At 66.1% G+C, this 19773-nt stretch carries 15 protein-coding genes, 1 tRNA gene and 2 pseudogenes; 10 read left to right on the top strand and 8 right to left on the bottom strand.

What is annotated here, in order from left to right; translation table 11 throughout:
- Nucleotides 1–28: 28 nt before the first annotated feature.
- Both MYXE_RS17470 and MYXE_RS17465 read right to left on the bottom strand, forming a co-directional pair.
- Complete coding sequence (locus MYXE_RS17470; protein ID WP_039890098.1) at nt 29–895, bottom strand: cyclodehydratase; 867 nt, start codon at nt 893–895, stop codon at nt 29–31.
- A gap of 37 nt (nt 896–932) precedes the next feature.
- Nucleotides 933–2318 (bottom strand): zinc-dependent metalloprotease, encoded by a 1386-nt coding sequence (locus MYXE_RS17465; protein WP_003920808.1) that lies wholly within the window; start codon nt 2316–2318, stop codon nt 933–935.
- A gap of 86 nt (nt 2319–2404) precedes the next feature.
- On the opposite strand from MYXE_RS17465, the gene MYXE_RS17460 reads away from it, so the two are divergent.
- From MYXE_RS17460 to MYXE_RS17445, 4 genes are all read left to right on the top strand, one after another.
- Entirely contained in the window at nt 2405–3427 is a 1023-nt protein-coding gene (locus tag MYXE_RS17460; protein ID WP_003920807.1) for a YlbL family protein, read from the top strand.
- Between the two features lie 72 nt (nt 3428–3499).
- Complete coding sequence (locus MYXE_RS17455) at nt 3500–6490, top strand: UPF0182 family protein (RefSeq protein ID WP_085196643.1); 2991 nt, start codon at nt 3500–3502, stop codon at nt 6488–6490.
- Nucleotides 6491–6622: 132 nt separating this feature from the next.
- Nucleotides 6623–6696, top strand: a tRNA-Met gene (locus tag MYXE_RS17450).
- An 811-nt stretch (nt 6697–7507) separates the two neighbouring features.
- Nucleotides 7508–8467, top strand: a complete 960-nt coding sequence (locus MYXE_RS17445; protein ID WP_085196639.1) for an alpha/beta fold hydrolase — start codon at nt 7508–7510, stop codon at nt 8465–8467.
- Here the strand turns inward: MYXE_RS17445 and MYXE_RS17440 are convergent.
- Together MYXE_RS17440 and MYXE_RS17435 are read right to left on the bottom strand one after the other, a co-directional pair.
- Nucleotides 8462–9801: pseudogene (locus MYXE_RS17440) on the bottom strand (flavin monoamine oxidase family protein). The gene MYXE_RS17445 and the pseudogene MYXE_RS17440 sit on opposite strands and share 6 nt — an antisense overlap.
- 29 nt (nt 9802–9830) lie before the next feature.
- The gene (locus tag MYXE_RS17435) at nt 9831–10805 is read right to left on the bottom strand and encodes an NADPH:quinone oxidoreductase family protein (protein WP_085196635.1); all 975 of its coding nucleotides are present in this window, start codon (nt 10803–10805) and stop codon (nt 9831–9833) included.
- Between the two features lie 66 nt (nt 10806–10871).
- Between MYXE_RS17435 and MYXE_RS17430 the strand changes: the two genes are divergently transcribed.
- Nucleotides 10872–12359: a flavin-containing monooxygenase gene (locus MYXE_RS17430; protein ID WP_085196633.1), complete on the top strand. Its 1488-nt coding sequence runs from the start codon at nt 10872–10874 to the stop codon at nt 12357–12359.
- Nucleotides 12360–12367: 8 nt separating this feature from the next.
- On the opposite strand, the gene MYXE_RS17425 is transcribed toward MYXE_RS17430, so the two are convergent.
- Both MYXE_RS17425 and MYXE_RS17420 read right to left on the bottom strand, forming a co-directional pair.
- Nucleotides 12368–13492: a hypothetical protein gene (locus MYXE_RS17425; protein WP_085196631.1), complete on the bottom strand. Its 1125-nt coding sequence runs from the start codon at nt 13490–13492 to the stop codon at nt 12368–12370.
- A complete protein-coding gene (locus tag MYXE_RS17420; RefSeq protein WP_085196629.1) occupies nt 13492–14622 on the bottom strand; it encodes a phosphotransferase family protein in 1131 nt (376 codons plus the stop codon). Before MYXE_RS17420 ends, MYXE_RS17425 begins: the two co-directional genes overlap by 1 nt.
- Nucleotides 14623–14666: 44 nt before the next feature.
- Here MYXE_RS17420 and MYXE_RS17415 point away from each other — a divergent pair, with 44 nt between their 5' ends.
- Together MYXE_RS17415 and MYXE_RS17410 are read left to right on the top strand one after the other, a co-directional pair.
- Nucleotides 14667–15281 carry a TetR/AcrR family transcriptional regulator gene (locus MYXE_RS17415; RefSeq protein WP_085196627.1) on the top strand — a complete coding sequence of 205 codons (615 nt, stop codon included), beginning with the start codon at nt 14667–14669 and terminating at the stop codon, nt 15279–15281.
- 131 nt (nt 15282–15412) lie between these two features.
- The gene (locus MYXE_RS17410; RefSeq protein WP_085196625.1) at nt 15413–15748 is read left to right on the top strand and encodes a VOC family protein; all 336 of its coding nucleotides are present in this window, start codon (nt 15413–15415) and stop codon (nt 15746–15748) included.
- Here MYXE_RS17410 and MYXE_RS17405 read toward each other — a convergent pair.
- Nucleotides 15738–15953 carry a hypothetical protein gene (locus tag MYXE_RS17405; protein WP_139821177.1) on the bottom strand — a complete coding sequence of 72 codons (216 nt, stop codon included), beginning with the start codon at nt 15951–15953 and terminating at the stop codon, nt 15738–15740. The genes MYXE_RS17410 and MYXE_RS17405 overlap by 11 nt on opposite strands.
- A 275-nt stretch (nt 15954–16228) precedes the next feature.
- Nucleotides 16229–17610, bottom strand: a pseudogene (locus MYXE_RS17400) (HNH endonuclease signature motif containing protein).
- Between the two features lie 156 nt (nt 17611–17766).
- Here MYXE_RS17400 and MYXE_RS17395 point away from each other — a divergent pair.
- The 3 genes from MYXE_RS17395 (at nt 17767) to MYXE_RS17385 (ending at nt 19772) form a co-directional block, all read left to right on the top strand.
- Nucleotides 17767–18237 carry an SRPBCC family protein gene (locus tag MYXE_RS17395; RefSeq protein WP_003920790.1) on the top strand — a complete coding sequence of 157 codons (471 nt, stop codon included), beginning with the start codon at nt 17767–17769 and terminating at the stop codon, nt 18235–18237.
- 114 nt (nt 18238–18351) lie between these two features.
- Nucleotides 18352–19290: a DUF4129 domain-containing protein gene (locus MYXE_RS17390; protein ID WP_085196619.1), complete on the top strand. Its 939-nt coding sequence runs from the start codon at nt 18352–18354 to the stop codon at nt 19288–19290.
- Nucleotides 19287–19772, top strand: a complete 486-nt coding sequence (locus MYXE_RS17385) for a hypothetical protein (RefSeq protein ID WP_085196617.1) — start codon at nt 19287–19289, stop codon at nt 19770–19772. The genes MYXE_RS17390 and MYXE_RS17385 overlap by 4 nt, the downstream gene beginning before the upstream one ends.
- Nucleotide 19773: the final 1 nt, after the last annotated feature.

The following is a 19773-nucleotide window of genomic DNA, read 5'->3' as shown; positions in this document are numbered from 1 at the left end:
GAGCGCATCGATCTGGCAACAACCGATGTCAGCACGAACACAATGGGTGCCGGGGCCAGTGCCGCGCCACAATAGAGCCCGCATGCAGGTCGAATTCCAGGGTGGCGTTCAAGGCCGCGGGCGGTCGGGGCCCGGGTGTTTCCGTCCCTCGCACAGCCCCGATCACCCGGTTGACCTGGCTGAGCGCCAACCCAGCGGTGGCCATCAGGGTGGCCCGATCGGCAACGCCGACGGTGTCACGCAACTGGGCGGCGACCGCCGGCCAAGCGGCGTCACGGTCACAGCGGTGCAAGTCTGCACAGCCCAGACAGCTGGTCACCCCGGGGATCACCAGCGGCCCGACCAGCCCGACACCATCACGCACCCGGACCGGCAGGTGTGGAACGACCTCGGTATGCAGATCGCGCAGCATGCGCGGGTCGGCAACCAGATAGTCGCAGAGCAGCACCAGATCGGTGCGGGCGGGTGTCGGCGTGGCGTGCGGCTTGCTGGTGCGCCGAATTCGGCAACCCGAGCAACGCAACGCCCCGGCCAGCAGGTCCGACAGCGGGCCGTTGCCGTGCACCTGGATGGTCGGCGACCGCAGGCCGCTGCGCTGCGGGCGCCCCCTGGTTGCGACGCCGGCGTCGACCAACTGGGCGATGAGGTCGACAAGCTCGTCGGCATCGACCGGACCATGGTCGACCGCCTGGCGGTGCAGCTCGGCCAGCGACGTGCGCGATTGCATGGTGCGCAGCAGCGCGGCCAAACCGCCAGCGGTCAGGCCGCGCGGCGGACGCACCAGCACCGCTCGCCGTGGATCCCACCCAACTTGGACGGCGCCGTCGGGACGCAGCAGCACCGGCATCGCCGGATCTAGGGAATACACCGCCAGCGGCGTTCGAGCGTGCGGCACAGTTGGGCACTGTGCCATGCCGGGCGCTGCGTGCTGCTCAGTTATCCACAGGGCCGTCCGGGCCGTCCTGGCCCCGCTCGATGCCGCGTTCGAATTCGGCGAGCATCTCGTCGATACCGCTCGTGTCGCCGCCGATGACCCGGTCGATGAACGCGGCGGGCTCGTCGAGATCCGCTGGCTCTGGCAGCAAATCGGGGTGCTGCCATACCCCGTCGCGCTTGTCCATGCCGACGGCCTGGGTCAGGCGCTCCCAGAGCACGGCGGCCTCCCGCAACTTGCGGGGCCGCAGCTCCAGGCCGACTAGCGTGGCGAACGTCTGCTCGGCGGGCCCGCCGGTGGCGCGGCGTCGGCGCAGTGTCTCGCTGATCGCGGCGGCGCCGGGAATCCGATCACCCAGTGCTGCGGTCACAACGGTCTGCACCCAGCCGTCAATCAACGCCAGCAGTGTCTCCAGCCGCTCAAGCGCCTGCGTCTGCTCCGGTGTTGCCCGAGGCTCGAAAACACCCTCATTGAGTAGCTGTTCGACAGCCGACGGATCGGTCAGCGAGGCCGGGTTGAAGTCGCGGGCCAACTCCTCGATCCCGGCCATGTCGATATTCATGCCCTTGGCATAGGCCTCGACCGCGCCGAGCAGTTGGCTGGCCAACCACGGCACATGGCTGAACAACCGGTGGTGGGCGGCCTCACGGGCCGCCAGGAAGGTCAGGATCTCGCTGCGCGGCCGTTCCAGTCCCGCAGCAAACGACTCGATGGCCTCGGGCAGCAGCGCAGCGACGCCTCTCGGGCCCAGCGGCAGGCCGATGTCGGTGGAGGTCAGCACTTCGCGGGATAGCCGGCCCAACGCCTGGCCCAGCTGGGAACCGAAGGCCATGCCGCCCATCTGCGACATCACCGACAACAGGGGGCCGGCCATGTTCTTGGCCTCTTCGGGCAGCGCCGCGGCCCACACCGTGGAAATCTGCTGGGCCATGGGATCGCAGAGCCGCTTCCAGGTTTCCAGGGTGTGGTCGACCCAGTCGGTGGGAGTCCAGGCGACGGCCTTGATGGTGCCCGCGGGGATCGCGGTCACCCCGTCCAGCCAGGTTTCGGCCAGGTGCACCGCATCGGCGACAGCCGAGTTAGTGCTGGCAGGTATCGGCGCCACGAACCCGATCGAACTGGTAGCAAGTTGCCGGGCCACCTCGTAGTTCACCGGGCCGGAGGCCTTGCCGGTGGCTATGACGGTGCCGGCGCCGCTGAACATTTGACCCAGGCGGGTGAAGAGCTGGCCCAAGTCGGCCATGTCGAAGTCGCCGCCGAAACCGAACGCGTCCGACGGCCCCGAACCCGATTCGGGGTCGTTTTTCCCGCGCTTATCTCGATCCGGGTCGTCGCCGGCGGAGAAGCCGAACGGCAGGTCAGCCATAACACCAACGGTACTCATCGGCGACGCTCGACGCGCGGCCCGCTGTCACGCTGTGAGTGAACCGGCTCGGGGTGGGGCAGCCGGACCCACTTAGTCTGGGCGACGTGAACAGGCGGATTCTGACGCTGATGGTGGCGCTGGTGCCGATCGTCGTGTTCGGTGTGCTGCTCGCCGTGGTGACGGTGCCCTACGTGTCGCTGGGCCCGGGTCCGACGTTCGACACCCTCGGCGAAGTCGACGGCAAGCAGGTGGTCGACATCCAGGGAACCCAGACGCACCCGACGTCAGGTCACCTGAACATGACAACGGTGTCCCAGCGTGACGAGCTCACCCTGGGGGAGGCGCTGACACTGTGGTTGTCGGGTCGCGAACAGCTGGTACCGCGGGATCTGGTGTATCCCCCCGGCAAGTCACGGGATGAAATCGACAAGGCCAACAACGCCGATTTCAAGCGCTCCGAGGACAGCGCCGAGTACGCGGCGCTGGGTTACCTGAAGTACCCGCAGGCCGTCACCGTCGCCGCCGTCAACGATCCCGGACCGTCGGCGGGCAAACTGCAGGCCGGTGACGCGATCGACGCATTGGACGGCACCCCGGTGACCAACGTCGACCAGTTCACGTCGATGCTGAAGAACACCAAGCCCGGTCAATCCGTGCTGATCGACTACCGCCGCAAGAACGCACCCGCCGGGATTGCCCGAATCACGTTGGGCTCCAAGCCAGATCGCGGGTACGGGTTTTTGGGTGTCGCGGTGCTCGACGCGCCGTGGGCGCCATTCGTCATCGACTTCAACCTCGCCAACGTCGGTGGCCCTTCTGCGGGTCTGATGTTCAGCCTGGCCGTCATCGACAAGCTCACCACCGGTGATCTAGTCGACTCGAAATTTGTTGCGGGCACCGGCACCATCACCGCCGAGGGCAAGGTGGGGCCGATCGGCGGCATCATGCACAAGATGGTGGCGGCCCGTGCGGCTGGGGCGACCGTGTTTTTGGTTCCGGCGAAGAACTGCTATGAGGCCAACGCCGACAACGTGGCCGGGCTGCAGTTGGTGAAGGTCGACACGCTCGGGCAGGCAGTGGACGCGCTGCACACCCTGACCTCGGGTGGTCGACCCCCGAGCTGCTAACTGATGCGTACAGTTGGGACCATCCACCAAACCGCCGACGGCCACCGTCACATTGAGCAGGGAGCGTAGCTAGTGGCAATGCGGCCCGCCGCAAGGATGCCGAAGCTGACCCGGCGCAGCCGGACACTGATCGCGATCGCGCTTGTGGTGATCGCGCTGCTGTTGATCGGCCCCCGACTGATAGACGGCTACGTGGACTGGCTGTGGTTCGGTGAGCTGGGCTATCGCTCGGTGTTTACCACCGTGCTGATCACTCGCCTGCTCGTATTCTTGGTGGCCGGACTGCTGGTGGGCGGCATCGTGTTCGCCGGGCTGGCGCTGGCATACCGAACCCGTCCGGTGTTCGTGCCCAGTGACGGCAACGATCCAGTGGCGCGGTATCGCGCGGTTGTGCTGTCGCGGCTGCGGGTGGTCGGGTTCGGCATCCCGGCGGTGATAGGCCTGTTGGCAGGCGTCATCGCCCAGACGTATTGGGTGCGGATCCAGCTGTTCTTGCACGGCGACGACTTCGGCATCAAGGATCCACAGTTCGGCAAGGATCTCGGGTTCTACGCATTCGAGCTGCCGTTCTACCGGCTGGTGCTGAGTTACCTGTTCGTCGCCGTGTTCCTGGCGTTGGTGGCAAATCTCGTCGCGCACTACGTGTTCGGCGGCATCCGGCTGGCCGGGCGCACCGGCGCGCTGAGCCGCTCGGCCCGGATCCAGCTGATAAGTCTGGTCGGGACGCTGGTACTGCTCAAGGCGGTCGCTTACTGGCTAGACCGCTACGAGCTGCTCTCGCACACCCGTAGCGGCAAACCCTTCACTGGCGCGGGCTACACCGACATCAACGCCGTGTTGCCGGCAAAGCTGATCATGGTCGCAATCGCGGTGATCTGCGCCGGTGCGGTGTTCTCGGCGATCACATTGCGCGACTTACGGATTCCGGCGATCGGGTTGGGATTGCTGCTGTTGTCGTCGCTGATCGTTGGGGCCGGCTGGCCGTTGATCGTTGAGCAGATCAGCGTCAAACCCAACGCCGCACAGAAAGAAAGCGAGTACATCAGCCGCAGTATCAGCGCGACCCGGCACGCCTACGGGCTGACCGACGACGTGGTGAGCTATCGCAATTACAGCGGCGACTCTCAGGCGACCGCCCAACAGGTCGCCGCCGACCGGGCCACCACATCCAACATCCGGCTGCTCGACCCGACGATCGTCAGTCCGGCGTTCACCCAGTTCCAGCAGGGCAAGAATTTCTACTACTTCCCCGACCAGTTGTCCATCGACCGCTACCTGGACCGCGACGGCAACCTGCGCGACTATGTCGTCGCCGCCCGCGAACTCAACCCGGACCGGCTGATCGACAACCAGCGCGACTGGATCAACCGACACACCGTCTACACCCACGGCAACGGGTTCATCGCCTCGCCCGCCAACACTGTGCGCGGGATCGCCAACGATCCCAACCAAAACGGCGGATACCCGGAGTTCCTGGTCAACGTCGTCGGCGCCAACGGCACCGTGATCTCCGACGGTCCGGCTCGGCTCGACCAGCCGCGTATCTACTTCGGGCCGGTGATCTCCAACACCGCAGCCGACTACGCCATCGTCGGAAAGAACGGCAAAGACCGCGAATACGACTACGAGACCAACACCGAAACCAAGAACTACACCTATACCGGCAGCGGGGGAGTGCCGATCGGCAGTTGGTTGTCGCGGACCGTGTTCGCGGCCAAGTTCGCTGAGCGAAACTTCCTGTTTTCCAACGTAATCGGCTCCAACAGCAAGATCTTGTTCAATCGCGACCCCGCGCAGCGGGTGGAAGCGGTGGCGCCGTGGCTGACCACCGACAGCGCGGTGTACCCGGCGATCGTCAACAAGCGTCTGGTGTGGATCATCGACGGCTACACCACGCTGGACAACTATCCGTACTCCGAACTGACCTCGCTGTCGACGGCCACCGCTGACTCCAATGAGGTGGCGTTTAATCGGCTAGCGCCGGAGAAGCAGGTGTCCTACATCCGTAACTCGGTGAAGGCCACCGTCGACGCCTACGACGGCACTGTCACGTTGTATGCGCAGGACGAGAGCGATCCGGTGCTCAAGGCGTGGACGAAGGTGTTCCCCGGCACCGTCAAGCCCAAGAGTGAGATCACGCCTGAGCTTGCCGAGCATTTGCGCTATCCGGAGGACCTGTTCAAGGTGCAGCGGATGCTGTTGGCGAAATACCACGTCAACGACCCGGTGACATTCTTTTCGACGTCGGATTTCTGGGACGTGCCGTTAGACCCCAACCCAACCGCCAGCAGCTACCAGCCGCCGTACTACATCGTCGCGAAAAACCTTGCCAAGGGTGACAATTCGGCGTCCTACCAGTTGACCAGTGCGATGAACCGGTTCAAGCGCGACTACCTGGCTGCCTACATCAGCGCCAGCTCCGATCCGGCCACCTACGGCAAGATCACCGTGCTGACCATTCCGGGTCAGGTCAACGGGCCGAAACTGGCCAACAATGCGATCACCACCGACACTGCCGTCAGCCAAGACCTCGGGGTGATCGGGCGCGACAACCAGAACCGCATCCGGTGGGGCAATCTGCTCACGTTGCCGGTGGCCCAGGGCGGGCTGCTGTATGTCGAGCCTGTCTACGCCTCACCGGGCGCTAGCGATGCCGCCTCGTCCTATCCGCGGTTGATCCGGGTAGCGATGATGTACAACGACAAGGTTGGCTACGGCCCGACAGTCAGCGACGCGCTCACTGAGATTTTCGGCCCCGGCGCGGGCGCCACCGCGACCGGGATCGCGCCGACCGACGCGGGTGCACCTGCCAGCCCGCCAGCGGGCGCCAGGGCACCCGCCGATTCGCTGCCTGCGGCCACACCGCCGCCGGCCGCCGCAGCCGTCCCTCCGGCACCCAGTGGGGCCAACACGTTGTCCCCGGCCAAAGCCGCTGCGCTCAAAGAGATCCAGTCCGCCATCAGTGCGGCGCGCGACGCCCAGAAAAAGGGCGACTTCGCCGGTTACGGCGCCGCGCTCCAGCGTCTCGACGACGCCATCAACAAGTTCAACAACACCAAGTAGGGCTTCGTCCATCGGGCGCGGCCGCGGTTAACCGCCGACACGGCGCTCAACGGTGGCAGCTTGCGCCCACTCGCGCGGCTAGCTCGCGATTTGGCCGCTGTGGCACGTCTTCGGTAACCTTGAATTCACCGACGCGGGGTGGAGCAGCTCGGTAGCTCGCTGGGCTCATAACCCAGAGGTCGCAGGTTCGAATCCTGTCCCCGCTACTACAGAAGATGGCCTTGACCAGGCCGAGCGGCTGCCAGCACGGAGCTGGCGGCTTTTTCGTTGGGTGAACACTGGGGCAGCGACATGGCCCCAGGCGATCCCGGGATCCGCGACTGCTCAGCCTCCTCCATATGTGGGACCGGGCACGCCGTCGCGGTATGTGGTGCATTGCCCCGCTGCACCGCCGGTGCAGCATGTCTCGATAAGAACGGGCTCAGCGCCCCAGTGGGGTTGCACGACTTGCGACGAGTATTGGCCACCGGAACCCCGGCAGTTGTTTTCGACATCGGTTTGCGCGTGGGCCGAAGGCGCGACCGCAATCATCGCCGCAACCGCGATTGTGAAAGTGCCCACCGGCATGGTGCTGAAGACAAGGCGTTTCATGTTCCTCCAAATCATGTCACGCAGGGAATTTTATCGGCGGTCATGCGGGTCAGGTCGATGGGTGTCGGTTCGTCGGCCAGCGCGTCGGATGTGGTAGCCAAACCATCCAATACCCACGACGACTACTACTGCCGACACCACGCTGACGAGAAGCTTGGCGCGCACCAGGACCAGGCGGTTGCGACGCCGCATCCCCGCCTGACGTGCTCGCTCGATGTCGCATCCCAGCACGAAGAATATCCAGGTCGGCGCCCTTCTAAGCGGCGTTTGCCCAGGTGCCAAAGGCGGCCGCGGCGTTTGACCGTCGGTCACACCGGGAAACCTCACCCCCAGACGGTTCGTCGTGGCGACCACGTTTCGCGCGGTTCCCTGGCTACACTGACGGCACGCGTACGACGGCAACGGTGCCGGACGCGAGGAGCGGCGATGAGTGCTCGACGATTGCCTGGTGGCAGCGGTCTCCGCGCGTTGCCGCCCGGCCGCCCGGTGGACGTGCGGGCGGCAGACGGTACTCGATTGCACGCGCAGGTTTTCGGGCCCTCCGATGGCTACCCGATTGTGCTGTCGCACGGCTTCACGTGCGCGATCCGGGTATGGGGCTACCAGATCGCCGACCTGGCCGCCGACTACCGGGTCGTCGCGTTCGACCACCGCGGCCACGGGCGCAGCGGCGTGCCCCGGCGTGGGGGCTACAGCCTTAACCACCTCGCCTCCGACCTGGACGCGGTGTTGGAGGCCACGCTTGGGCCGGGAGAGCGCGCCGTGCTCGCCGGACACTCGATGGGCGGCATCGCGATCGCCGCGTGGTCCGACCGCTATCGTCACAAGGTTGCGCACCGCGCCGATGCGGTCGCGTTGATCAACACCACCACCGGTGACCTGGTGCGCAAAGTGAATCTGATGCCGGTGCCGCGGCAGTTCGCAGCGGCGCGGGTCCTGGCCGCTCGTCGCCTCATCGCAGCGTTCGGTGGGATTCCGGCGCCGACCGTGATGCGGGCGCCGATCCGCGCGTTCATCGCGATGATGGCGGTCGGGACCGACGCCGACCCCGCGGTCGCGGCGCTGATCTATGACCTGTTCGCGGCCACCCCGCCAGCCGTTCGCGGCGGCTGCGCCAAGATGCTGGCTGACGCGTTGGGACGACGGCACATCAGCCTGACGGGGCTGACCGTGCCGACGCTGGTGATCGGCAGTGAGCGGGACAGACTGACCCCGATCAGCCAGTCCCGCAGGATCGCTCGCGCGGCGCCCAATCTCGCCGGGCTCGTCGAACTACCCGGCGGCCACTGCGCGATGCTCGAGCACCCCACCGAAGTCAACCGGCAGCTGCGCGCCCTCGCCGAGTCGGTGACCAAAGCCCGCCGCGGGCGGCGGATCAGTTCATAGCCGCTCTGCCACCTCGGCGGCCGCCCGCAGCCCGGAGCGCACAGCGCCGTCCAAAAAACCGGTCCACTCGTCGGCGGTCTCCGTATCGGCCCAATGGAGGCGCCCTACCGGGCGGCGTAACCACGGGCCATAGCGGGTCCACGACCCGGGCGGCACCGCAGCGGTGGGGCCGCCGGCGGCGAAACACTCTGCGCCCCAGCGAAAATCGATATAGTCGATGGGCGACAGCGCCGCGTGGCCGAACAGCGAGGCAAAGCCCGCCAGTGCCTGGCGCCGACGCTCATCGGCCGGCAGCGGATCAAAGCTGCGGGCATCGGCGAACCCCAGCAGGATGCCCGGCCCGCTGGGCGCCGGGCTGACGTCGAAAGTGATGAACACCGGGCCCTGATCGGAGAGTGCTTGCCCGGACAAGCCGTTGGCCCGCCAAAACGGTGTCGGGTAGGCAGCGTAGGCCTTGCTCAGCCGGCCCTGCGGCCAATGGGCTGGCAGCTGCTGGTATTCGGCCGGAAGCGGGGGCGCGAACTCGATTGCTGCCCGGTGGGCCGGCGGGATCGCGACAATGACGAATTGCGCCTCCGCTCGGCCTTTTTCGCAGCTGACCGTCACACCGCCACTGTGCTGGTCGATGCGGGATACCGCAGCATCCAGCACCAGGCGCTCGCCCAGCTCGGTCGCCGACTTCTCGGCGATCTGCTGGTGCCCGCCGCGAAGCGGTCCTGCTGCGCGCCGCCTTCGACGTCGAGTAGCCGGTCCAATCCGCCGGCGGCGCGCACGTACCTGGCCGCGTGCAGCATCGACACGTCGTCGGGCTCACAGCCCCAAGTGACCCGGGCCATGATGGCCAGCAGGTCGCGTGTGCTGGCACCGGCGTGCACCGAGCGCAGCCAGCCGCCCAGCGACTGGCTATCCAGCTCTTCCGCACGTCGGGCAGCCCACGGCTCGACCAGCGGCACCGCGCGGGCGATGCGTTCGAATTGCCAACGCACCCGGGCGATGTCGAGCAGCCCAGGCAGCGACAACTTCGGGATCGTGCCGCGATACGACCGGACCCGCCCCCGCCACCGGATCCGGTTGGCGCCGTGGTGATAAGTCGGCACGGTCGGGACTGCGAGTTCTGCGGCCAGGCCCAGCACGGCATCCTGGGTGGGGCCGACGAAAGTGCCGCCCAAATCGACAGGGACGCCTGCGACGGCACCGGTGTGGGAACGACCGCCCACCCGGTCACGTCCCTCGAGCACCAGCACGTCGTGACCGCGCCGGGTCAGCTCCCGCGCCGCGGCGAGCCCGGCGAAACCAGCGCCGACCACGGCGACGTCGACATTCCACCGCGGCATGCCCGATAGTCAACCTCATGCCAGCGCGGTCAATCGCGCATCTTGAGCACAACCTTGCCCTTCGCGGTGCGGTTTTCCAGCGCCGCGATCGCCTCGGCGGCCCGCTGCAGCGGATAGACTTCCGGCTGCGGCGGGACAACGGCGCCCGACGCCAGCAGGCGATGCAGCTGCGACCACTGCCGGGCCAGATAACCCGGATGCGCCATCGCCCATGCACCCCAGCCCACCCCGACCGCGTCGAGGTTGTTGAGCAGCAAGCGGTTCAGCTTGACCGTGGGAATGTCGCCAGCGGTGAAGCCGACTACTAGCAGTCGGCCGCCGGGTGCCAGCGACCGCAGCGAGTCGGTGACCCGGTCGCCGCCGACCGGATCAACCACGATGTCCACTCCGCGTCCGCCGGTCAGCTCTCGCACCGCGTCCTTGAACCCGTCGGCCATCACCACATCGGTGGCGCCGGCCGCCCTGGCGATGTCGGCTTTGTCCTGCGTGCTGACCACCGCGATGGTCCGGGCGGCGCCGAGGGCGGGCGCCAGCCGCAGCGTCGAGGTGCCGATACCCCCGGCCGCGCCGTGCACCAGCACGGTCTCTCCGGTCGCCAACCTGCCGCGCTCGGTCAGTGCGAAATGCACGGTGAGGTCGTTGAACAACAGTCCCGCTCCGGCTTCGAACGACACCGTGTCCGGCAAAGGGAACACCCGCTCAGCCGGCACCGCGATCACCTGGGCCATGCCCCCGTTCAACATGGTCAGCGCCGCCACCCGTTCGCCCGCGCTAACGTGCCCATCAGCGGGAGCGCTGCGGACCACGCCCGCAGCCTCGGCCCCGGGCACGAACGGCAGGTTTGGTTTGTGCTGGTAGAGGCCGCGCGTCAACAGCGCGTCGGGAAACGCGACCCCCGCGGCGTGTACGTCGACAACCACGACGCCGTCGCCGCCCGGCTCGTCGAGCTCTACTACCTGCACCGCCTCCGGACCGTCGAGCCGGGATACCTGTACCGCGCGCATCGTGCCCCTTCCTGTCGCAAGTGAACTTAGTCTGGTGAGGTGAGCGCACGACAAGGGAGTTTCTCGATGACCGATGATCCGTTCTACGACGTGGTGATCATTGGTGCCGGTATCTCGGGAATCGGCGCCGCCTACCGCATCCGGGAGCGCAACCCGCAGCTGCGCTTTGTGATCCTGGAGCGACGGGAGCGCCTCGGCGGGACGTGGGATCTGTTCCGCTATCCGGGGGTGCGATCCGACAGCGACATCTACACGCTATGTTTCCCGTGGGAGCCTTGGACCCGCCCGGAGATGATCGTCGACGGCGAACACATCTGGCAGTACCTCGCAGACACCGCCCGCAAGCACCACCTCGACGAGCACATCCGGTTCAACACCTACGTTCGTTCCGCCGACTGGGATTCCACCACCGATACCTGGACCATTCGGGCCGAACAAAATGGTCCAGGAGACAGACAAGACAAGACCTACCGATGCCGGTTCGTGTTCTTCGGTACCGGCTACTACGACTACGACAACCCCTACACCCCAACGTTTCCCGGGATCGAGAACTTCACTGGCGAAGTAGTGCATCCGCAGCACTGGCCGGAGTCACTGGACTGCACAGGCAAGCGGTGTGTCGTGATCGGCAGTGGCGCCACCGCGGTCAGCCTGATCCCTACGCTGGCCCAACAGGCCGCCCATGTGACCATGCTGCAGCGCACTCCGTCGTACATGATCTCTGCGCCGCAAGTCGAGCCGACGGCCATAGCGATCCGAAAGCTGTTGCCGCTCAGAGTAGCTCATTGGCTCGTTCGTTGGCGCAATGCCATTGTCGGCGTGCTGCTGTGGGAGGTGTCGCGGCGCGCGCCGGAATTTATGAAGCGCCGCCTGCGGCGGATCGCCGAATATAACCTGCCGGAAGGCTACGACATCGACACCCATTTCAAGCCGCCGTACAACCCCTGGGATCAGCGGTTGTGCTTCCTGGTCGACGCCGACCTCTACAAGGCGATCAGCGACGGCAGTGTCGACGTCGTCACCGACCACATCGACCACATGGACGCCACCGGCATCGTGCTGAAGTCCGGGCGGCATCTCGACGCCGATGTGATCATCACCGCGACCGGGCTACAGCTGCAGGCACTCGGCGGAATCACGGTCAGCCTCGACGGCGAAAAAATCAACCCGCATGACCGGTTCGTCTACAAGCGACACATGCTCGAGGACGTCCCGAACGCAGCCTGGTGCGTGGGCTACACCAACGCGTCCTGGACGTTGGGGGCCGACCTGACCGCACGGTCGGTGGCAAAGCTGTTGGCGTACATGAACTCTCATGGCTACACCCACGCCTATCCGCACTTAGGCAAGACCGACATGCCGGAACAACCGGCGTTCAACCTGCAGTCCGGGTACGTGCTGCGCGCCCTGGATGTGCTGCCTAAATCGGGCACCCGACGCCCGTGGGTGGTCAGCCACGATTTCCTGCGCGACGTCGTCGACCACCGGTTGCGGCCAATCGACGACCAGATGGTCTTCGGCCGTGTGCCGGCCGCGGAAGCACAGCCCGCGTAGTCAAGTAGTTAAGGTGCGACCGTCAGCCAGTCTTTGAAACCCGACGGGTCGTGGCGGCCCAGCACGCCGTGCTCGTACAGCCCCCAGCCCTCGACCGGATCGCCGTCGCCGTCGCGGCACACCGCACGACCCACATGGTCGATCACCCCGAACCCGGATCGCGCGATGATCGCCGAATCGGTCATGTCGTAGGTCAGCCGCTCGGTGAATTTCTCGCCCTTCCACATGCCGTGCAGCCAATCCGAGTCTCCGCCGTAGCCGCCGCCGACGTGGATCGGGACCGGCAGTTTGGATTCGACGTCGAAGCGCACCGGGGTGCCGTCGGCGGTGGTGGCCTCGATCGTCGCCCCGGTCGGGATGCGGGTGCCGGAACGGTACTGCGTGCTCACCCGAGGCCAGCCGAGCTGCTCGACGCGGCCGTCGCGCCAGACCCGGGTGCAGTCGTTGAGCGAACGAAAACCGTTGGGCGCCTCTTGGATAATCAGCACGACGCAGAAGTCGTCGAAGGCCATCGGCATATACAGCCACCACATGCCCTCGAACGGCGGGTCGGCCGGCCGGCCCGCTGGCTCGGGTTCGCCGATCGGCCGAATGCCCCAGGACCGGTCACGGCTGCCGATCCAGGTCGCGGGGTCGACGGCGATCTCCTCACCGTCGATCCCGATCCGGCCACTCCAGCTGCCCAACTGGGCGAACCGTTGCGCGTCGAGCGTGATCCGGTTGCCGGAGCGCAACACGTGTGGTTGTTCCTGGACCACGTCGAACAGGCCCTGCCAGGTCAAATCGACGGCGATGCCTTCGGTTTCTTCCAGGATCACCCGCAGCCGGCGCAGCGGCTCGATGACCTCGATCCGGTAGCCGCCCACGTGCTGGTTGAGCCGGTCCTGGTCGATGGCGTCGGACAGGTGGACCGCGGTCTGGGTGTCGCCGCGGCGGATGAGGACGAACGCGTCCTTGACGCCCAGGTTGGGGTAGTAGCCGATGCCGGTGATCAGGAAGATAGCGCCGGTGCGGTCGTGCGCGTTGAGGTAGGAGCGGTCGTAGAAGTTGCGGTCGGAGGAGCCGGGCCATGCGATCGGCTGCGGAAGCTGGTGTACCGGGAATTCGTCAGGTGGGCCAAGTATTTGCGCCATCAGCCCTCCTCTCCGATAAGGCGTTTCAGCAACGAAGCGTGGTAGAACAGCGATTCGACGTCGTCGGGGTTCTCGATCTCGCCGAAGTGCACCCGTCGCGCGCCCGTGCGCATGAACACGCACGCCCACATCACACCCGAATACACGTAAAACCAATGCAGATCTCCGAGTCCGACACCGGTAAGCTGACGATAGCTGGCGCGGACGTCGTCTTCCCGCATCACATCCGGCAGACCGGGCAAGCCCGCTAGACCGGCGAGCTCCTGAAATACCATGTGCGCAAAGATCATCCACGCCACATCGAGCTCGCGCGGCCCAAGCGTCACCATCTCCCAGTCCAGCACTGCCACTGGCCGGAAATCGCGGTACAGCACATTGCCGATTCGGGCGTCGCCCCAAAGCAGCACGGTTTCACCCGATGCCGCCTCGTCGGGCCAGTGTGCCTGCAGCCAGTCGAAGGTGCGTTCCAGCAACGGCGAGCGGCCAATGTCCGGCACCGCGAAGTCGTACCAGGATCGCACCCACGCGAAGTGGCGGCACAGCGCGGTGTCGGCACCGCTGGACAGGAATCCAAACGTCTTCTCAGCGTTGGGGATCGAATGAAGCTTGGCCAGTATCTCGACCGTTGACTCCTGCAATTCGCGCTGGCGCTCGGCGGGAGCGTCGGCGAACCAGTTGTTACCGAACGTATAGGGCATGACGTCAGGCGGCACCTGACCTTCGATGTAATCCATCACAAAGAATGGTGTGCCGAGGACGTCGCCGGTGGGCTCGAGCCAGCGCACCGGAGGCACCGGAATGTCGGTGAGCTCGCCGACTTTTCGCACCACGTCGAACTGGTGGTCCAGCCGGTATGACGGAAACACCGGCACGTCCGCGGTGGTGGGCGCCACCCGCGCCACCAGCTTCTGCTCAATCGGTTGCCCGCCCTGCTGCCAGCGTGCGGTGAAGATTATGGTTTCCGACGACATGCCCGTCGCGTCCACGCCGCTTTCCACAGTGACTGCAGGCAGCGCGCCGCCGGGCAGCACCGTCGACAGCCAGCGCGCGAGCACCGTCGGCAGAGTGGCAATGTCGCGGCTAGAACGTTGGAGTCGGCTGACGTTGTCGATAGCCGGTTCGGTTGGCACAGTCGCCTCCTCGCCGAGGCAATTACGATACGGTGGGTAGCGTTATGAAAGCAGACCCGTCCACTGTTGACAAGGCCCCCAGCGTCGGACGCCCCAGGGATCCGCGTATCGACGCTGCCATATTGTCGGCGACTGCGGAACTGCTTGTGCAAATCGGCTATTCGAACTTGACATTGGCTGGCGTCGCCGAACGCGCTGGAACCACCAAGACAGCGCTGTATCGGCGGTGGTCCAGCAAGGCCGAATTGGTGCACGAGGCTGCGTTCCCCGCGGCGCCCACGGCCCTAGCCACTCCGGCGGGGGATGTGGCCGCTGACGTCCGGGCGATGGTCGCGGCCACCCGCGACGTGTTCATCAGTCCGGTGGTGCGGGCCGCGCTGCCAGGGCTGATCGCCGACATGACGGCCGACTCAGAACTCAATGCCAGGGTGATGTCGCGCTTTGGCGACCTGTTCGCCGCCGTGCGGTTGCGGTTGCGCGACGGTGTGGCGCGCGGCGAGGTCCACCCCGATGTGGACCCGGATCGGCTGATCGAGCTGATCGGAGGGGCGACGCTGTTGCGGTTATTGCTGCGGCCGGACGAAGAGCTTGACGACGACTGGGTCGACCAGACAACCGCGATCCTGGTGCACGGCGTCAAAGTGGGGTCGGTCCGGTGACGCAGGCGATGCAAAGGCCGTCGGCCGTCGCCGCAGTTGCCTGCGGCTTCGCCCTGGCGGTGCTTGGTTGTCATCGCCGCGCGCAATACTCACGACGTCCACCCACTCCGTGACGCGAAAGGAGATCCTCCATGGCCAATGTCGTGAACTACTTCGAAATCGGCACACCCGATGTCGGTGCTACGACGGCTTTCTACAACGGGTTGTTCGACTGGCAGATCGGCGACTCTGGCGACTATCGCATGGTTGACGGCGACAAAGGCGGGGTCTGGGACACCTCCACCATGGGCGGCGGCTCGTGGGCCATCTTTTATGTCCAAGTCGACGACGTGCACACCGCCATCGATAAGGCGACTGAGCTTGGCGCCACAGTGGTGGTGCCGTTCACCGACAACGGCCCTCTCGAGTTCGCCCATCTCCAGGACCCGCACGGTAACCGGTTCGGGGTGTGGCGGCCTAAAGGCTAAGCACCGCCGGACCCGTCGACTGGCGTGAATTCGGCTTCGTGGCGGTCACCGCCTTGATGATCACGGCATACAGGCTGTGCCACTGCGGCGACCGGAACCCGGCGCGCCGCATCAGGCGCTCGGCGCTCGTTTTGGTGCGCGCCTTGCCGCGGCGGCTGGTGAACAGCGTCGGCGCCAGCCACCACCAGAACTGGTCCACGAGCATCTGGTGACCACCGGGTCGCAGCACTCGCGCGGATTCCGCGAGCCCTGCTTGCTGGTCGGATCAGTGAGCAGATAGCCGGTGCCGCAACCCACGTCGAGCACGCGTTCAGGCCAGGGATCGTGGCCACGGCTAGCGTGGCGGTGCGATCAGCGATGTCGTGGTGCAGTCGTCCGCGCCAGCCGATGTCATATCGCGGCGCACGATCGTCGAATGCGGCGACATCCCGGTACGGCGGCACGCGACACAGTGTGCCACCGGAGGCGCCAACTCGGCGTTCACTTTTCATCGGCCGCAGGCGGGTCGGGGTCACCGTGGAGGAGTTCTTCGGGGTGGTGGGCGTGGTTGATTTGGGGCGGGCCAGTGCCATCGGTCCAGCCCAGTCGTCCGTTCGGCATGACACGGGTGCGGCGTTCGCCGCGGCTGGCCATGCCGTGGTGGCAGCCGCAGCCGAAGTACAGCTTGTCCGCGTCGGTGCGGCCGCCGTGTGCCCAGTCCGGCGAATGATGCACCTCGCAGTGATAGCCCGGTTCCAGGCAGTTGGGATGGGTGCAGCCGCGATCGCGGGCATAGCAGATCAGACGCTGGTCGGCCGTGGCGATGCGGCTTTGCCGGCCCAGGTATAGCGGGCGCTCGGTGTGATTGTCGAACACTGCGAGGTAGTGAATCGCACGGGCTGCCATGCGGATCAAATCACGCATCGGCAGCCGAGACCCCCGCCGGTGCGGGCGGGTGCTGGCATAGGGGTCGAAGGGTCGGCGACGGCGCGAGCGGCCTGGTCGAGTTCGGCCACCGTGGTGGTGACCACCACGGTCACCGGGTGGCCACGATGGACACCGAGCTTGCCGGAGGCGATCGCGGTTTCCAGACCGAGTTTCAGCGCGTCGTGACAGCGCTGGGCTGGGGTGCGGTTATCGCGCTGCTCTGGGTCGGCATTGAACTGGTGACGGCCGGGTCGCACCGCTGCTTCGACGGCTTCGAAGTAGGCGCGGGTCTCGGGGTCGATCAATCCGCTCAGCTGTGACATCCCGTCAGGCCCTTGTGGACCCAGGCGCAGGCCTCGGCGACGGGCACGGTCGCTGTCGTCGAAGTGCCCATCCGGATTGAGGTAATCGGAGATGCGTTGGCCCAACCTGGTGACAATCCCGGCGTCGAGTTTGGTCGCATGCTGGACAAGCACGCGCTCGACATTGGCGGCATCGGTAGGCGATACGCGACTGGGCAGTTCGTCGACCGCTCGGCACACTGCCCGGATGTGGTCGTCGCCGATCGTGCCCGCCTCAACCGCGGCGGCCAGCTCGGGCAGTTCTGGCGGCACAGGGGGACCCGTCAGCGAGCGACGAGGCCTGATTCGCGCCGCCAGTTTGAACCGGCGAGTGATTTCTTTCGGAGTGATGCGCAGCCGCGCCCACAGCAAATGGCGCACCGCCGCGATTGCGCCAGCCTCGTCGGGCGGATCGGCGATCTCGCCGAAGATCCGATACATCAAACCGCGGTTGACGCGGTGTGCGGTCTCCAACCGCTCGGCGATTTCGACGCGGAATGCGTTGCCGACAACACCCGAGGACGTCTCGCGCAAAACGCCGTGGGCAGCGTCGATGGCGTCGAGAGCAGCGGTGATCCGCTCCCGTGCCTCCGTGGCGCTCACCCGTGGATTCATGCCTCGAAGCTATGGAGCGCCAACGACAAATCCAGCGGCGCGCAACATCTCGAAACAAAAGTTGTGAATGAACCCGCAACTGTGGATAGGTCCGGCGAGCGCCGCACTACGATGCCTGCGCTCAGCGCCTCCAAGTCGCAGTGCTTCGATCAAGCCATGGCCGACGACAACCAAGTTCCTCGCGTGGTGAGCGCAAGCCGCGAGATCAGTGCGGCGGCGGAAACGATTTTCGAGTTGATCGCCGACCCGTCACAGCAGCCGCGCTGGGACGGCAACGACAACCTCGCCGAAGCTGCACCCGGACAGCGTGTCCGGAACGTCGGGGACGTGTTCACCATGACGCTCACTCTTGGCAGCATCCGGGAAAACCACGTCGTCGAGTTTGACGAGGGCCGCCGAATCGCATGGCGTCCCGCGGAATCGGGTCGGCAACCACCGGGCCACTTATGGCGCTGGGAGCTCGAACCCTTAGACGAAAGCCGTACAAGGGTGACGCACACCTACGACTGGACACAACTGACCGATCGCAACCGCATTCCCCGCGCCTTGCGCACGACACCCGAGAAGCTTCGGGCGTCGCTGGATCGCCTCGCCGAGATCGCCGAGCGCGGTCAGCTGCAGCCATAACCCGCCCCGGACCGCGGCTGCTGCCATTTGCTGGCGATCCGGGTGGCTGACGTGCAAGTATGGGGCAACGCCGATCCCGTAACGGCGTCAGGTAACCGGTTGAGTGGTGTACCAATGCGTGACAAGGCGACAGGGCGCGCGGTCGCCGTGATCGTGCTGTTGGTAATCGTCGCTGCTTCGTTGCGCGGATATATCCCTGAGCATGGGCGCACGGCCCGTCAGGCGTCGAGCAGCCCGCTCAGCACGGTATTCGTCATAGCGCTGCTGGCTGTCACCCTGGCGATCATGGCGATTGCACTCATCGCCCGGTTGCAGGATCCACGCAAAATGGCAAGTGGTGTCGGCGCTCTGCCAGAGGCGCTCGGTGGTGGCAGCGGACGGCAGAGCTGGCGCGTCGTGCTGGTCGGGCTGGCGGTGCTTGTCGTGTGGCTGGTGATCGTGTGGGCACTGATGCGACTGCTCGCCGGCCACGGCATGGTGCAGCAGCTGGGCCCTCAGCCTCCGCAACCGTCGACCACGCCAAAGCCGCCCACCAGCAACACGATCCCACCGGCCCCCCAGCACGACACCGGGGGTGGCGGCGTACTGGGCTACCTCGCCATATCCACGGTGACGCTCTTGGTGTTGCTCGCCGCGGCTACGGCTGTCGGCTTTCGCAGACAGCGGCGCCCCGTGGCACAGTCCACCGCGGTCGGCAAACCGATCAGAACACCATCGAAAAGCTCCGAAAGCCTCGCTCGGGCAGCAGAACTCGGCCTTGCCGAGATTGGCGACCTCAGCCGCGAACCCAGGGAGGCCATCATCGCCTGCTATGCGGCGATGGAAGGCGAACTCGCGCACGTCCCCGGCGCCGCCCCACAAGCATTCGACACCCCAACAGAAGTACTGGCCCGAGCCGTCGACCATCATGCCCTGCATGCTGACAACGCAGCCCAGCTCGTAGATCTGTTCACCGAGGCGCGCTTCAGCGCCCACGTGATGAACGAAAGCCACCGCGAGGCCGCGGTACGCGCGCTGCAACTGGTGTTGACGGAGTTGCGGAGGGCCGCATGAAAAAGGTTGTGGCATCCGGTGTCCTCATCATTGTCGGGGTCGAAGTGCTTGCACTGCTGCTGCATGACCGACGGCTCGTGCTATGGACGTCGGGCGCAGCGGCCGCCATCGCGATGTTCTATGTCCGCTCGTTCGTGGGCCGCGATATCGAACCGCCTGTAGCCGAGCCCGGCTCCGACCTGTTCGGAGACTCGTTACGGAGCTGGCTGTCTCGAACTGAGACGATGATCCGCTGGTCGGAATCCACCCGATCGGACTGGGACCGCCACCTGCGTCCCATCCTTGCCCGGCGGTTTGAAATCGCCACCGGCCAACGACAAGCCAAAGACCCCCCTGCATTCCACGCCACCGGCCAGATGCTCTTCGGCCCGGAACTGTGGGGTTGGGTGAATCCCAACAACATCGCACGGGCCGGGGCCCGACAGCCCGGCCCGGGCCGGGCCACGCTTGAGGAAATTCTGCAACGCCTGGAGCAGATATGAC

The organism is Mycobacterium xenopi (assembly GCF_009936235.1).
GTDB classification, from domain to species: Bacteria; Actinomycetota; Actinomycetes; order Mycobacteriales; family Mycobacteriaceae; genus Mycobacterium; species Mycobacterium xenopi.
Note: the sequence above shows the minus strand (reverse complement) of the source record. Positions and strands in the feature narration are given on the sequence as shown.

What these genes read in the sequence shown, in the direction of transcription:
- MYXE_RS17435 (WP_085196635.1), bottom strand. Translation starts at nt 10,805, where the DNA reads ATGCGCGCGGTACAGGTATCCCGGCTCGACGGTCCGGAGGCGGTGCAG.
- MYXE_RS17425 (WP_085196631.1), bottom strand. Translation starts at nt 13,492, where the DNA reads ATGGCGCAAATACTTGGCCCACCTGACGAATTCCCGGTACACCAGCTT.
- MYXE_RS17395 (WP_003920790.1), top strand. Translation starts at nt 17,767, where the DNA reads ATGGCCGACGACAACCAAGTTCCTCGCGTGGTGAGCGCAAGCCGCGAG.
- MYXE_RS17385 (WP_085196617.1), top strand. Translation starts at nt 19,287, where the DNA reads ATGAAAAAGGTTGTGGCATCCGGTGTCCTCATCATTGTCGGGGTCGAA.
- MYXE_RS17415 (WP_085196627.1), top strand. Translation starts at nt 14,667, where the DNA reads ATGAAAGCAGACCCGTCCACTGTTGACAAGGCCCCCAGCGTCGGACGC.
- MYXE_RS17410 (WP_085196625.1), top strand. Translation starts at nt 15,413, where the DNA reads ATGGCCAATGTCGTGAACTACTTCGAAATCGGCACACCCGATGTCGGT.
- MYXE_RS17405 (WP_139821177.1), bottom strand. Translation starts at nt 15,953, where the DNA reads ATGCTCGTGGACCAGTTCTGGTGGTGGCTGGCGCCGACGCTGTTCACC.
- MYXE_RS17390 (WP_085196619.1), top strand. Translation starts at nt 18,352, where the DNA reads ATGCGTGACAAGGCGACAGGGCGCGCGGTCGCCGTGATCGTGCTGTTG.
- MYXE_RS17445 (WP_085196639.1), top strand. Translation starts at nt 7,508, where the DNA reads ATGAGTGCTCGACGATTGCCTGGTGGCAGCGGTCTCCGCGCGTTGCCG.
- MYXE_RS17430 (WP_085196633.1), top strand. Translation starts at nt 10,872, where the DNA reads ATGACCGATGATCCGTTCTACGACGTGGTGATCATTGGTGCCGGTATC.
- MYXE_RS17465 (WP_003920808.1), bottom strand. Translation starts at nt 2,318, where the DNA reads ATGAGTACCGTTGGTGTTATGGCTGACCTGCCGTTCGGCTTCTCCGCC.